The sequence below is a fragment of the Sphingobacterium sp. JUb56 genome (assembly GCF_014191365.1).
Classification (GTDB): Bacteria; Bacteroidota; Bacteroidia; order Sphingobacteriales; family Sphingobacteriaceae; genus Sphingobacterium; species Sphingobacterium anhuiense.
Genome location: NZ_JACHWL010000001.1, coordinates 1,675,735 through 1,689,907, shown reverse-complemented (window position 1 = coordinate 1,689,907; position 14,173 = coordinate 1,675,735). Strand labels below are relative to the sequence as shown.

Here is a 14,173-nt window from a genome sequence, read left to right as displayed (position 1 = left end):
TTAAATACATGTAATCCAAAGCCATTCTGTAAAAGATGGCTTTGGTTCTTTAATTCTTCGTTGAAATCCATATTTAGTAATATTTTATTTTGAATAAAATAGTGGAGCTACCAAGGAATAGTTAAATATTTCACTTTTTATCTATTTTAACATCAAATAAAGTGGTAAGTCAAGAATTAAACATCTAAATAGAGGTATTAGGGATGTTCCAATTGATTCTGTTCAATATTTTATTAATTATAAATTGTAATTTTCTATCTTTTAATTCTATTTGTCACTGTTGAAACAAAGATAGATCGATTGTCCTTTCCGGCTTTTCATTGTTTATAAAAGTGCAGTGAACAATAAGGTGTTTTTTTGTAAATTTATTTTTCACTCGGTGTGAGGATTTATTCAAAGGGCTAAAATCTGAAAACATACAGCAACAGAGTTAGTACAATTATATTATAAACTAAAAAATTAACATGAGCAAAATCATATTTGACAGCGGAATATCACTTGATGGATATTTTGCAGGCGATCATAGAAGTCCTAACAATCCAATGGGTGGTGTTTCAGAAAAGCTACACCAATGGATGTTTAACCAAAAAGCCTTTTGGGAATACCTGGGGTTCGAAGGAGGAAAAGAGGATGGGCCTGACGGTAAATATATTAGAGAGACAATTGAACGAACAGGTGCATTCATTATGGGGAAGAGAATGTTTGAAGAAGGCGAGGTAAGTTGGCCCAATGACCTCTACAAAGCAGATGTTTATGTGTTAACACATGAAGAGCGAGAGCCCTGGGTTCAGGAAGGAGCCACAACCTTTTACTTTATAAATGATGGAATAGAGTCGGCTTTAGACAAGGCAAGACAATCAGCAAATGGAAAAGACATCAGAATACAAGGAGGAGCTAACACTATTCAACAATTTTTAAATGCAGGTCTAGTGGACGAATTTTTAATTCACATTGCACCTGTATTTTTAGGTAGCGGTATCCGCCTTTTTGACGGAATTGATAAAGACCAATATGATATAAAAATTGCAGAAATAATACCTTCAGACCTAACGACCCATTTGAGATACAAGCTGACAAAAATATAATAATAACCAATCAATATAATAAATCATTTGGTATTCAAATCTTATAAAAAACAATGCTATATAGTTCAATATTATAGTAATTAAAATGTCTTACTGGAATATAAGGGAAAAGTAACCACCGATTTAGAAATCTATCCACCAAGCTTCAAAATATGTGTGATAAACACGCTATGCCAAAAAAATAAATAGAAATTTTATTGGATTTATTTGCGCAATCAAATAATTGCACATATATTTGCAATCAAATGGTAGCAAATAAAATATATGAAAACTAGAAGAGACGTATTTCAGGCTATAGCAGATCCAACAAGAAGGGCGATCCTGACGCTGATTGCTTTGCAGTCTTTAACACCTAATGCAATCGCTGAGCAATTTGATTGCAGTAGACAGGCGGTATCAAAGCATATCCAGATTTTAGCAGAATGCCAATTAGTAAATCAGCAGACAATAGGGAGGGAGATTTATTATCAATTAAATCCCACCAAAATGAAAGAAGTATCCGATTGGTTAGCGCCGTTCCAGAAACTTTGGGAAGATCGTTACGACAGATTAGACAGCGTATTAAATAACTTAAAAAATAAGACAAATGGAAAATCAGAAAACTAAAATTACTGCAGAACAAGGAAAGCATGAAATTTTTATTGTTAGAGAGTTCGATGCTACAACCGATCTAGTTTTTCAAGCACACACTCAACCAGAATTGCTTGTACAATGGATGGGGTTAGAAAATCATAAAATGGAAATTCCGATTTTTGAAAATAAAAACTTAGGTGCCTGGCGATTTATTCATTCGGATGAAAATGGAAATAGCTTTGGGTTCTGCGGAGTTATTCACGAAACGGAATTCGCAAAAAGAATCATACGAACCTTTGAATTTGAGGGACTGCCAGAAAGAGGTCATGTATCTTTAGAATTTTTAAATTTTGAAGGACTGCCAAATGATAAGACAAGGCTCACGACCCACATTATATTCAAATCTTTAGAAGATCGTAACGCAATGGTGGAATCAGGAATGGAACATGGCGTCATTGATTCATATAACAAACTTGACAGCTTATTATCTGGAAAAAACTAACTTATGAGGACTTACAGGACACAATTATTGAGCAGAATAAGCATTCTTTGTAGTATTGTTTTTATTGCGCTACTTGCTATACTACATCTAATAAAGAACGACGTAAATCCATTCTGGCAACCCATAAGTGAATATGCACTAGGAAAAAACGGGTGGGTAATGAGGTTAGCATTCTTTTCAATGACGATAGCAACAGGAGCAGCAACAGTTGTTGCTTTTAAGCTTTACAAAAAAAGTTCCGGAAAAATTGGAAGTATTCTGTTGGCAATTTCCACTATCGGATTTTTACTGGCGGGAATATACAACACAGACCCTTCCACAACAGCTAATGAAAATATGACAACTGCCGGAACCATTCATAGTGTTGGCGCAGGATTTTCGGGAATGATAGTTTTTGCTTCTTTATTTTTTTTCTGGCAAGTTTATAAAAATCCTATTTACAGAGAATTAAGAAATCCTCTGGCTTATGCGACGGTTTTGCTCTGGGTTTCTGAAGTTATTCTCATCATTAGTATGGCAATTTACCTTCCGAAAAATGATGGGAATCTAGGTCCTGAAGTATTAATTGGTTTACAAGGAAGGTTTATGATTATCTGCGCAGCAATTTGGACAGTAATATTCATGAAACAAACAATGAGAATAAAAGAAATCTAATGATTAACATACTATATCTGTAAAACTTTATGATGTCATTACAATAATAAATGTATTAATCTAAATCTTTCGCAAATAGAAGATTTCTTCTATTGAATAATCAAGTGCATCATGCGAATAGATATCTTCTGAAAAAATGAATAAAACTAATTGTATTTTAGTGGTACGTTAAAAAGCAAATGAGAGAAAAACTAACCAAGCATTTTTGTGTAAGACTTTTAATTGGTGCAGCACCTTTGGTTTTTTTTGCAATAGGAATGTTTGCTAAAGGACAGAGTGGTAACAATGGTATGTCACCAAACTTGGAGAAATTTTTACCGGTTTGTCTAATTTTGATTTATGTTTCTTTTCTAATTATTGAAGGGCTTAATCATCTTATAAAAGGTAGAATCGGTTATGGATTATGTAGTATTATTGCAGTTTTCATTTTAGTTATGGTATTTTTATTTATTATGTATTTAGAACACCTGGTGTGAAAAAAAACGCTCAAAATATTTATTTTACTATTCAGCGGAATCCCATATTTTCCGTCAGTTGTGCAATAAGTAGCCAATACCCTTTATAAAGAAAAGTTAAACGAGGAATTGGCTCTGAGCAATTAAAACTTGAGGCTGTCCATAAACTGATTAATCGGAGGTTAGTAGTTATTGAAGGGGTTTAATGATATATATAACTATTTTTCTTTTTATTTTTTAATCTTCACGGTATTCTGTGGTTGGTTTTGAGAATAAAAAAATGAACATGAAATCCATGATTTTCACAAGAGTGTCTGGAAGTATTTAAAGTCGGTCAGAAAAAAATACTTTTAGAGCTGCAGCAGGTACAGGGAAAATCAAAATATGCACAACAAAAACTCAAGATTGCCAGACAGGAACGCAATAAAAATTATTTAAATCAAAATTCTGTATGGCAAAAGTGTGAGGAAGAGTACTATGAAAAGTAGTAAGTAAAATCATTAAAGAAATGCAGCATGCATAAATTCTTCGCAAACTCTTTTTATTGGTAGACTTTTTATGGATATAGTAATAGGCTCGGCTTGTGCAGTAACGTTAGACAGAAATTTTAAACATGTCATACAGATACTGTTTTCCTTTTGATGTAATAACCATTGCTCTCGAGTTCTCTGTTCTCCTGATATAGTCAAGGGACAAAATTTTGTCTAGCACAGCGGCACCAAGTGAACCCGCTAGGTGATGTCTTCTTTCACTCCAGTCCAGACAGGGCCTTGCAAAAATTCTTCGGTTCTTTTTAAGACTGTCAATATTTATTTCAAGTTCTAAGAAAAATGTTATTCCTGCTTTTGTTACTATGTAAGTGGTATTCAAGGCGCACAAAATAAAATTCAATAAAACTAAAAATAATAGTAAATAAAAGCTAATATATTTAGTTTTATTATTTATCTTTGGATATTGAATAAGGATGGACACGCTACAAGATAACCGGTTGCTCAACATTCTTTCGTGTTCATCCTGTTCAATATTAAATTAAAGCAGGGTAGGGTTCTGTAAGTTCGCTTTATAGTAAAGTAATTTAGGATCGAAATGTCAATCCTGTTGGAAGAAAGCAAAAACGATAAATACTAATTGCGATGAATGTACCATTGACAATCGAGATCTTGAAGGACTTAAAGCATAAGGGATATAATATCCTGAAGTCCGATAATAGTGTGGATGATGTTATACAACATTTTGTCCCGACAAAAGTAAACGACCTATGGGCGTTTATGAGTGAATTTAAGGAAGAGTCTGCGACAGTAGTGATCGAGCAGATTTTGGATGTTCCAGAAGAAGTGTTAGAAGGGAAATTCTTGAGGGTTTTCTGATTGATCTATTAATTTTTAAAAACTATACAGATGAATTTAAAGCAAATACAGCAAGAGTATATACTCAATCATCCTGAAGCTGTAAAAACTGCAAAAAGCAGAGCACAGCTAACTTTTAGACAGATTGCCGGTATCCGAGAGTCTGCCTTTAGCATTTCCCAGTTATTTACCATAGCTGATGGTGAAGAAATTATTAGACAAGGTTTTGCTAGATGGCCAGATGTCATCGCAGGGGAGTTGGAGCTACTCAAGAGGAGATTGGTCGATTAATATGTGGTGATTGGCTGTTTTTTTTCTCATTCTAGAAGTTTTAAAAAAAAGAGAATATCGACGCTTGTCTTCTGAAAATTGACTAGGCAGTTGTTCAAGAATCAGAATTATGATCTAAAAAACTCCTTAACTTATCTTCGGATTTTATTTCTAGCTGCAACCGAAGAGCATATCAAATTCCCTCCATCAATTGATCATTAAAAAGTTGTGGATAATTTTTAGCGAGTTCAGATTTCCAATTATGCATTTGGAAATCATCATTCCTGATTCTACCATCCGGGTCCATCAAAACATACCTAGGGATACCGTTAAACTTAAATAGTTCGCGCAATGCCATATACTCATCTGCAGATACTCTATATGATTCAGACATATCATTTTCAACAATATAATTATTATAAAAATCTACATCTGGTGTACCTACATTATCCGTTACGAAAACAAATACCAAATTCGGATTATCCTTGAGTTTTAACCGTTTTTCCTTCATTGATTCTATTCCTTGGCGACACGGTCCACACCATTGTGCCCAAAAGTCGACGACGACGACCTTACCACGATACTTATCTGTCATCTTAGTAAAGAGAGCACCAGCAGGAGTATTAGGTAATAAATAGCCGTCTTTGGATCTTTTTACACGCTCCGCCAATTTAAGTGCTTCATATTTTAAATCTTTATTGGTTAATACTGTTAACAGATCATGTGTTAAATTTGTAATCTTTATGGTGTCTGTAGCATAATCTAATTTAGACTTCAAGGTACGCAATTTAGCAACTTCTGTAACTAAGGTATTGGCTATTGTCGGATTAAACTTTTTGTTTGCCGAATCCAGCACCAAGTATAAGTTGCCTTTAAACTGACGATTCAAGGCATTATAATATTCTTCTTTACGAAAAAGTGGTGAAAATTCGAACCGATTGATAAAACTTGAAAATTCATTTGGTACCAACAAAGCAAAATCGTTTAGGTCTAATCGATCCATAAAATCAAAATAATCGGTCGGAAGAGGTTCTTTAAGAAAGGAATTTTCAGGATCTTCCCTTAAAAGACTTTTTTTGGTCATTTGGAGATCCATTAATTGTGTCGCATAGTAAAGTGCAATATCTGTATGGATCAGATTTTTTAATTTGGGTGAAAAATTGGATTTCCTAAAACGTACGTCTACTTCATGTTTCACCGAATCCCAGGCAGAAATAATTTGCATTTTAGTTTGTGAAATAGGTTGTTCTTTCAATATCTTTTCCAGATTTTGATAGAAGGCTCGAGGATTCTTTCCCCAATCAAAATCTTTTAATTGCTGGTTTTCGACAGCAAGAGGCCCGTCAAAACCTATTAATTCTAAGTTTTGATCTTGAGTAACTTTGAATCGCAAAGCTAACGTTTGCCCAGGTTCAATATAAAAAGTAAACCTGTCATTTCTATATTTTATATAGGAAATTTCAGGATTTGTCACAGGGTAGCTCGCTTCAAAACGACCATCAGGAAAGATCTGAACGGTTGTTGGATAATCTTCCCTAGTCAGCTGATTGCTACTAAATATTATGCCACTGGTAAATTCGGATTTAGGATTATAACCTTCAATAAATCCAATTAGTCTTACGGTATCAAATTGGAAGAAATTATCCTTATAACTTACTTTACTTGTTTTTACTTTAGCCTTTGCTAGTTCTTTTAATATCCAGCTGTTCGGATCGGGTTCAGCTGATTGGTTTAGCGAAATCTGTGCGGTAGCACAATACAAAGAGAATAAGGGAAAAAAAAGGCACAATAAATATTTCATAATTTCGGGTTATGGGTGGTTATAAAGTTAAATAATTTTAACGAAAAAAGGAATATAAAATCGATGTTTTTATTTCTCTTTCCAATATGTGAAATACAGTAAAATAGTTATTAGCGGTCAGTAACTTCCAAATAAAATTCAGTGATCAAAGAGCATAGTGAAACCTTACATTAGATCCCTATAATCCTTTTGTTATTTTGGACTGCATCAGTAAAAAGACAATGATGAAATGGATGTTTCTGATCATAAAAGATATATCAAAGAAATTGAAGATACCAATGTACAATTAGGATAATATATGCGCCATAATATGTGTAAATTCATTTTAAGATTTAAGCATATAAGCGTCACTGTTTTTGATTATTTCGTCCACGATATAGAATTAGCAATTTGTTCAAACTAGATTTATCTATTGTGTAGTCATTAATTAACAGTTGCTCTATACCATTTGGATGTTCGTAGGTTAAATAATGGCGTATGTGTTTTCCTGAACTTTCATCAATTACTTCCTCGTTTTTTATTTCATTCCAGTTATAAAAGTCTGTTGATATTGTTCTGATTCCATCAGCATTTATCGTAATTTGTGGTAGTTTATTGATCATCTTCATACATTTTTTGAATGTAAAATATACCCCTAAGACAACTATAAGGTACCCTGCGATATGATTAGAGCTGTTAATTATAAAAATACAACATCCTACAACTATTAACATTATTAACAGCTGTAAAAAGCTCTTTCTTTTAGAAAAGTAGATATTTGTTTCATTTGGTAGTGATAAGTCGTCCTGAAATATGTCTTCATATTGAAAATTTTGCTTTAGTACATTCCACTTTTCTTTTTCTGTAGCATTAGAGATTTCCGTTTTATTAAAAATTACATCATCAGGCCAAATTAATTTTTCCTGTATTGCTCGTTTTTTAAGTTCATGTACATTTCTAACATTTTCGAAAGCCCAAAGTCGCCATTTCGTGATCATTATACTCCACCAGAGCCAACTAAATGCAATTGCAAAAACAAAACCAATTGGAACTATCCAGAAAGGTAAATGGATACATAAGTAAAAGCTAATTCCTAGTGTGGTCAAAATAATAACAACAACCGGATAGTTTACCATTCGATTTCCCTTTGATATTGCTTGATCGACGCTTACATTCTTACTCTTAGTTATCATATATTTCTAATACTTTTCAAATAAATGAGGTCTAATTATACTCGTTATTTACCAGATATATAAACAGAACAAGTATTAACGACAAATCTATTAAGATTTTTACTAAAATATGGGCTACTTTTATCAATCCAAGCAAAGAACAAACGAGAAATGTTTATCGACTCCTGACATACAGTTGTCGTATCTGCGTTATACATTTGTAGCTTAACGAAATAATTAGCATGATGAACAATAACACAGTTACACGAAAATTAATCTTAAATGCAAGTCCTCATGAAATTTGGTTGATTTTAACAACCCCATCCGAAACTAAAAAATACATGTTCAATTGTGAGGTTTCATCAACTTGGGAAATAGGAGGCGAGATAACTTGGAAAGGTAATTTTCAAGGATATGAAAGCGGGGAGCGTGGAATAATCTTAGATATTATACACAATAGGTATTTAAAATACTCTTCAATTGATCCAAACTTTGGAATAGAAATTCTTCCTGAAAACTATCTCCATATTTCATATCATTTGGACTCTCAAGAAGAACAAACTGTTTTAACTACTACCATTGAAAACTTTAATGGAGATCTTAATAGACTTGAGCATATTGCTAAAGGTTGGGACAACTTTGTTTTGCCTGGCATAGGGCAATTATGTAACCAATAGAAGTTTAAAAGTTACTTTCATGGCTAAAATGACTGAAAAAATTAAAATTCAGGTTGCAAACAAGTCAGTGATATTTATGTGGTATATCGCTTATCCAAGTAGATATACAAACATTATTTGTTGCTTGTAAGCTTACTAAAACTATTTATTCCCCCAAAGAACCGATTTGAATAAAGTTGGTTCTTTGGTCATTTTAAATTTGATCCCGATCATTTACCATAGCTGATGGGGAAGAGATTATTAGACAAGGTTTTGCTTGTTGGCCAGATATGATAGCAGGGAGTTGGAAGATCTAAAGAAGAGAATGGTTGACTAATAATACCGTGTTTATTTAAATTAGGTGATTTTTATTGTCTTTTAATAATTTTAACAATCCAGTATAATACACAAAATATCAAAGCAATAGCAAATAAAGCTAAGCTAAAGTATAATGCGAACTTGATTAAACCATGTAAGTCATTCCAAGGAATTTTACCAGTAATTATTGAAATAATAATAAATCCAATAAGGAGTCTTAAATACACTTTTAAAAAAGTTATTAAACTCGATTCACGTTTCATATTACATAGGTTAATCTCATAGCAATTGCAATAGTTGCCGTGATGATCATTTTCTTAATAACTTTCCAATCATGACACCTGATATGCCACGAATATGGATTTTTTTCTTGAATTAAAGAACCATCATCCGATTTTTCACGGTAAAGTAGTATTTAATTTCTTATTGTCATTTTAACTTATCCTGAAGCATTACAATTTGTAGTATCACCCGGTTTCTTATGTTGAGAAAATTTCAATTTTGTTATAATTAATCCATCTTTTTAAATTTCCAACCATTCTTTTTAAATGATCTTCATTAAGGAAAAGATTGGTCCAATAATCAAATCTTTCACACTGAATCCTAATGTAATATAGCATAATTGCTAAACACGCATAGTGTAAGAGCTCTTTTTCTTCATTACTTATTTGGATTACAGATTCGTAACCTTTTAAGAAACTGCTTGCTTTTATCTGATATTCCTCTTCGTTCAAATTTGTTGCAAGCAACTGATACAGGAAATAGGAGATATCAAAGCAAAGATATCCGTTGCCACAAAAATCAAAATCAAAAAATGTTATTCCTTCTTCATCATCAATGTGCAAATTGTCAAACCACACGTCCAGATGAATACTACCAAACCTTACTTTCTGTCTATTAATATTGTTTATTTTTTCAGTTAAGAAAATAGACAGATTTTCTAAAAATTCAATTTCACAGGTATTTTTACTATAAAACGCTTTAGCTTTTAAAAATGAATTTTGGACTAAGTTTTCCGCATTGTAAGATATTCTTCGCAATTCAAAATTATCTGTCGATTGATGAACCCTTGCTAATGACTGGCCAATTAAAAAACTTGTTTGTTCTGTGAATTTTGCGGTCTTTGTACCTTTGGCAAACGAAAACAAAACGCCATATCTCTTTCCCTCTGACGCTTCAATTTCTTGAATGAATTGATTCGATTTGTCCACAATTGGATAAGCAATTTGTCCACTGGTTTCTTTTAAGTGAAGTAAAAGTCTTAATTCCTCCTCAATTTCTAGTTTTGTCCGCAAATTATGGGTATACACTCTGAAAACATAATTGATCAGGCCATTTTTGACAATATATAAATGGTTCATCCCAAGTCGAAATATTTTACATTCGGTTTTTTCACTCAGTCCATATTTTTGTTGAATTAATTTTCCAAGTTCATTTGGAGCAAGTGTACTATTTAATGTTGGGAATTTTTCTATCATTGGTTTATTGTTAGTTTTTTGAACATCTGTCATAAATTGAATGTTCCAATTATTTTTACCTAAAAAATAAAACAGAGTTAAATAAAGCTCAAAAATTTGACAGGGGGACAAAATTAAAGAATTCTTCTTATATATTCTCAAATCATACAACAAATTACATTTGTTGTATGATTTGAGAATATTTTATAAATTGCATAAAAAGATTCTAGAATGAGTACAAAACAAGATCAGATTAAGCATTGGTCCCGTGTTGAATATTTGCACGAAACTCATTCCAATCCCAATATTCATATTAAGGGCAACACAAGTTATTACAGTAACACCTGGACTGGAAATTTTGAAGAATGTGTTGTTCGTTATTTGTATGGAGATGTGTACAGTTTAAATCAATGGGAACCTGCCTGGGTAATAGATCAGTTATATATTGGTTCGTATGTGTGTATTGTAGCTGAAGCTGTAATATTGATGGGGGAAATAACACTCATCGTTCTGATTGGTTTAGTTTATATCCTTTTGTTGAATCTATCGTAGAATCGTATCAAAGTAAAGGAGATACTATAATTGGTGATGGTGTTTGGATAGGGATGCGTGCTATGATTCTTCCGGGTATTCAGATTGGAGAGGGCGCTATTATTGCTTCAGGAGCTGTTGTTACAAAAGATGTTGCGCCCTATAGTGTTGCTGGTAATCCGGCAAAGCATATTAAGTTTAGGTTTCAATCGGATACGATTATTTCATTTCGTGATTTAAAAATTTATGATTGGGATAGAACGATTGATAGAAGAAGAATGCAAATATGAAGCCTCCCTGTAATATGTAGTTTAATGTTTTCAGTTAGTTAGAGTGCAATTAGCCCCGGTAGGGAATAATCATTCCCTTATTGTACGGATATTATAGTAGTTATAACTTTATCCGTTTATTTCACAAAAATTGAGAAAAAAAACAATATCATGAGTCTAGTAAAAGATATATATTCGCCTGCCTTTTACAGGTTGATAGCCGAAACGTTTTATTCTGCTGATCCGAATTTCGATCAGGATAAATTTATTGCAGACATTTTTGTCGAAAAGTTTGATCGTCTGGAGTGGAAACAGCGGACCAAGCATACCACAGAGGTATTATACCAGTTTTTACCCGCTGATTTTTCGGAAGCAGCCCATTTAATTACCCAGAGTGTAGCACATTTAATATCTAAAGGAATCCCGGGAGGTGGACTGGAATATATCATCTTTCCTGATTACATAGAGTCTTATGGTATTGACCATTTCGAAGTCTCTACCAAAGCTTTTGAGGTAATTACTAAATTTATATCTTGTGAGTTTGCCGTTCGACCGTTCATAATTAAATACAAAGGTCGAATGATAACCGAAATGGAAAAATGGTCGAGAAACCCGAATCCAGATGTCAGACGGCTTGCGAGTGAAGGCAGTAGACCCAGACTTCCCTGGGCAATGGCAATTCCGTTTTTGAAGACTGATCCTTCACCGATCTTACCGATCTTGTATAATTTAAGAAACGATCCGTCCGAAATGGTGAGAAGAAGTGTGGCGAATAATCTAAATGATATAGCTAAAGATCACCCTGATGTAATTGTAGAAATTGCGGGACAGTGGAAAGGAATAGGTAAAGATACAGATGCAGTAATTAAACATGGTAGCCGGACATTACTCAAACAAGGACATCCTAAAATACTCGCTTATTTTGGATTGGACAGTGCAGGATTTGAAGTAAGCGATTTAGCCATAAAAACACCTGCCGTAAAAATTGGCGATAGTCTGAGTTTTTCATTTCAGGTGAAGAACCTACAAAATGACCCTAAATTATTAAGGCTTGAATATGGAATTTATTACCTAAAATCTAATGGGCAATTATCTCGGAAAGTATTTAAAATAAGCGAAAGAACATATGAGGGTGGAAAAATAGATATCATAGAGCGTAATCAGTCCTTTAAACTGATAACCACTAGAAAATTTTACCTCGGAAAACACAAAATATCCATTATTGTTAATGGATTAGAAACATTAATAGCTGAATTTGAATTGCTTTGATTTATTTATACTTTGCTTTTTTTCAGTCACTTATCATTGAGCAACAGCTGTTATTGGAGCCAATGCTTTGAGTGAAATCGGGGAGAGCTTCGTTTAATTTGCTTCGCAGATCCCTTCGGGATTTTTCGGTGGGCGCTCCCGCAATTATGAAAACAAATTACAGGAGCTATATAAGAGCGTAGTGGCGTCTTTAAAGCAAAATGCAGATAGCTTTTAACAGATGCCGTTATAAGCTTCAGCGTCAATATTGATGAGCAAAGATTTAAATAGCGAAGGCTTTTAATAGATAGTGGTTTAAGTCTATTTTGTGGTAGTTTATTTTTGGGTTTTAAAAACTGTCAATAACATGAAATAAGAATTATGAGTGTTATTGACAGTTTTTAGCATTAGTGCCAAAATTATAAAACCTGTAATCTTTTAGAATTACAGGTTTTAAAGCGTTTAGACCATTTTGAAAGCTTTTTGCTTTCTTTTATTGTAGAAAAGTGAGTTACAATATTCAGGTAGCGGTGGTTGAAAAGCTCTAATTCGTTGTGAGTTGTTATTTTATCGAGATATTCTTACTTTCAGTTACTTTAGGAATATATATAAGATAATCATAACCCTTTATAACTCTCGATAAGTATATATCATCTACTTTTAGCTTGTTTTGTAAAATAGATTTCTTTAAAGGTCTTAAATCAAAGCAGTACCACTGATCATCTTTTAGCACATTTAGAAAAGATCTAAAACTGGTATTGTCGTTTTCTCCTTTTCCAACAAGCATTATATGCAATGATTTCCTGAAATTTGCCTCTTCAATATTAGAAATTAAGCTGCCTATATCATAAATATCAGTTTTTGTTAATATGGTTTCACCTCTTGGTACATGGACAGAACCAAATTTGAAAAGATTTTTTTTGTTATTCCAATCTGGCATTTGGTTTAGCAAGATGTTTTTCATCAATTGAATTCTTAAGGGATGATTTCTTTTTGTATAAATCTCTCTGCTTAACTTCAATGCTTCAATTTGTTTTCGCTCCTTATCAGAAAGTTTTAACATCAACAATAAATCTAATTTTTGAAGGCAATCTTCGGATAATAGATAGTATTTTTCAAGACCCTCCTTATCCGCAAGTTGTTTGGAATTAAAAAGCATTTGCTCATATATCTCAATCACTTTTTTATTTTTCGAAGTTTCTTTTAAAGTTGAAATGATCATCTGATCTGCAAAAAGGCTAATTTGTTCGACACCATACACCTTTTTATTACGTTTAACTAAATTCTTAAACAAAGCAAATTCGGGTTCGTATTCCAAAAAAGAAAAATTTGTACTATATTCTTTAACAAATAAATTAAGCTGTTCAGGAGATAGAGATTTAATTTTTGTTTCGATGATATCTACCGAATAAGGATCAACCTCAAGAAAATAGTTGTCAAAATCAACCTCATTGATAATAGCATTTGTGAAATAAGGAATTTCGTTGGTAGAATGAGTTTCTCCCAACAAAACAGAATTAGATTGTTTTATTTCGTTCAGTAAAACATCCCATCCTTTGCCCTGAAATGAAATGTTTTTATCATTTTGGAAAGGGAAACCATTCTTTTGAACTATGCTGTCAAGTAGTATGTTTTGAGCATAGTTGAAATTTGTAATGGATAATGTAAGAAGTAAGAGTATTATTTTTTTCATTTTGTATTATCTTTTTTTATTTTGGTTTATCGAAGTTGTATTATAATAACGCAAAACGCTAGGGGCTTTGCGAACTGGCTACTTGTTTAGCTGTTAGTTTTAAGTATATCAAATTTTCCTTTTTGAGTAAATTCTGTCTCAGAAATATAACCCCGTCATTTTAC

General features: G+C 32.8%; 15 protein-coding genes. 11 read left to right on the top strand and 4 right to left on the bottom strand.

What is annotated here, in order from left to right; genetic code table 11:
- Positions 1–464 precede the first annotated feature (464 nt).
- From FHR29_RS06990 to FHR29_RS06960, 7 genes are all read left to right on the top strand, one after another.
- Positions 465–1,085, top strand: a complete 621-nt coding sequence (locus FHR29_RS06990; RefSeq protein WP_183913356.1) for a dihydrofolate reductase family protein — start codon at positions 465–467, stop codon at positions 1,083–1,085.
- A 264-nt stretch (positions 1,086–1,349) separates the two neighbouring features.
- Complete coding sequence (locus tag FHR29_RS06985; RefSeq protein ID WP_183913354.1) at positions 1,350–1,691, top strand: helix-turn-helix transcriptional regulator; 342 nt, start codon at positions 1,350–1,352, stop codon at positions 1,689–1,691.
- Entirely contained in the window at positions 1,672–2,160 is a 489-nt protein-coding gene (locus FHR29_RS06980; protein WP_183913352.1) for an SRPBCC family protein, read from the top strand. Before FHR29_RS06985 ends, FHR29_RS06980 begins: the two co-directional genes overlap by 20 nt.
- Before the next feature lie 3 nt (positions 2,161–2,163).
- Positions 2,164–2,814: a DUF998 domain-containing protein gene (locus tag FHR29_RS06975; protein ID WP_260291933.1), complete on the top strand. Its 651-nt coding sequence runs from the start codon at positions 2,164–2,166 to the stop codon at positions 2,812–2,814.
- A 179-nt stretch (positions 2,815–2,993) separates the two neighbouring features.
- A complete protein-coding gene (locus tag FHR29_RS06970) occupies positions 2,994–3,290 on the top strand; it encodes a hypothetical protein (protein WP_183913347.1) in 297 nt (98 codons plus the stop codon).
- A gap of 1,112 nt (positions 3,291–4,402) precedes the next feature.
- Positions 4,403–4,636: a hypothetical protein gene (locus tag FHR29_RS06965; RefSeq protein ID WP_094772536.1), complete on the top strand. Its 234-nt coding sequence runs from the start codon at positions 4,403–4,405 to the stop codon at positions 4,634–4,636.
- Positions 4,637–4,666: 30 nt separating this feature from the next.
- Complete coding sequence (locus tag FHR29_RS06960; RefSeq protein ID WP_183913345.1) at positions 4,667–4,906, top strand: hypothetical protein; 240 nt, start codon at positions 4,667–4,669, stop codon at positions 4,904–4,906.
- Between the two features lie 172 nt (positions 4,907–5,078).
- Here the strand turns inward: FHR29_RS06960 and FHR29_RS06955 are convergent, their stop codons facing one another.
- Positions 5,079–6,686, bottom strand: a complete 1,608-nt coding sequence (locus FHR29_RS06955) for a TlpA disulfide reductase family protein (RefSeq protein WP_183913343.1) — start codon at positions 6,684–6,686, stop codon at positions 5,079–5,081.
- A 347-nt stretch (positions 6,687–7,033) separates the two neighbouring features.
- Positions 7,034–7,858, bottom strand: a complete 825-nt coding sequence (locus tag FHR29_RS06950) for a hypothetical protein (RefSeq protein WP_183913341.1) — start codon at positions 7,856–7,858, stop codon at positions 7,034–7,036.
- A gap of 221 nt (positions 7,859–8,079) precedes the next feature.
- Between FHR29_RS06950 and FHR29_RS06945 the strand changes: the two genes are divergently transcribed.
- Entirely contained in the window at positions 8,080–8,514 is a 435-nt protein-coding gene (locus FHR29_RS06945) for an SRPBCC domain-containing protein (protein WP_183913339.1), read from the top strand.
- Positions 8,515–9,290: 776 nt separating this feature from the next.
- On the opposite strand, the gene FHR29_RS06940 is transcribed toward FHR29_RS06945, so the two are convergent.
- On the bottom strand, positions 9,291–10,430 hold the full coding sequence (locus FHR29_RS06940; RefSeq protein ID WP_221197819.1) for a phosphotransferase: 1,140 nt from the start codon (positions 10,428–10,430) through the stop codon (positions 9,291–9,293).
- A 69-nt stretch (positions 10,431–10,499) separates the two neighbouring features.
- Here FHR29_RS06940 and FHR29_RS26575 point away from each other — a divergent pair, with 69 nt between their 5' ends.
- The 3 genes from FHR29_RS26575 (at position 10,500) to FHR29_RS06930 (ending at position 12,337) form a co-directional block, all read left to right on the top strand.
- On the top strand, positions 10,500–10,820 hold the full coding sequence (locus tag FHR29_RS26575; protein WP_260291930.1) for a hypothetical protein: 321 nt from the start codon (positions 10,500–10,502) through the stop codon (positions 10,818–10,820).
- A gap of 53 nt (positions 10,821–10,873) precedes the next feature.
- The gene (locus tag FHR29_RS26570) at positions 10,874–11,089 is read left to right on the top strand and encodes a hypothetical protein (RefSeq protein WP_260291929.1); all 216 of its coding nucleotides are present in this window, start codon (positions 10,874–10,876) and stop codon (positions 11,087–11,089) included.
- 150 nt (positions 11,090–11,239) lie between these two features.
- Positions 11,240–12,337: a DNA alkylation repair protein gene (locus tag FHR29_RS06930; protein WP_183913336.1), complete on the top strand. Its 1,098-nt coding sequence runs from the start codon at positions 11,240–11,242 to the stop codon at positions 12,335–12,337.
- A 541-nt stretch (positions 12,338–12,878) separates the two neighbouring features.
- Here FHR29_RS06930 and FHR29_RS06925 read toward each other — a convergent pair.
- Positions 12,879–14,009, bottom strand: a complete 1,131-nt coding sequence (locus FHR29_RS06925) for a hypothetical protein (protein WP_183913335.1) — start codon at positions 14,007–14,009, stop codon at positions 12,879–12,881.
- Positions 14,010–14,173 lie beyond the last annotated feature (164 nt).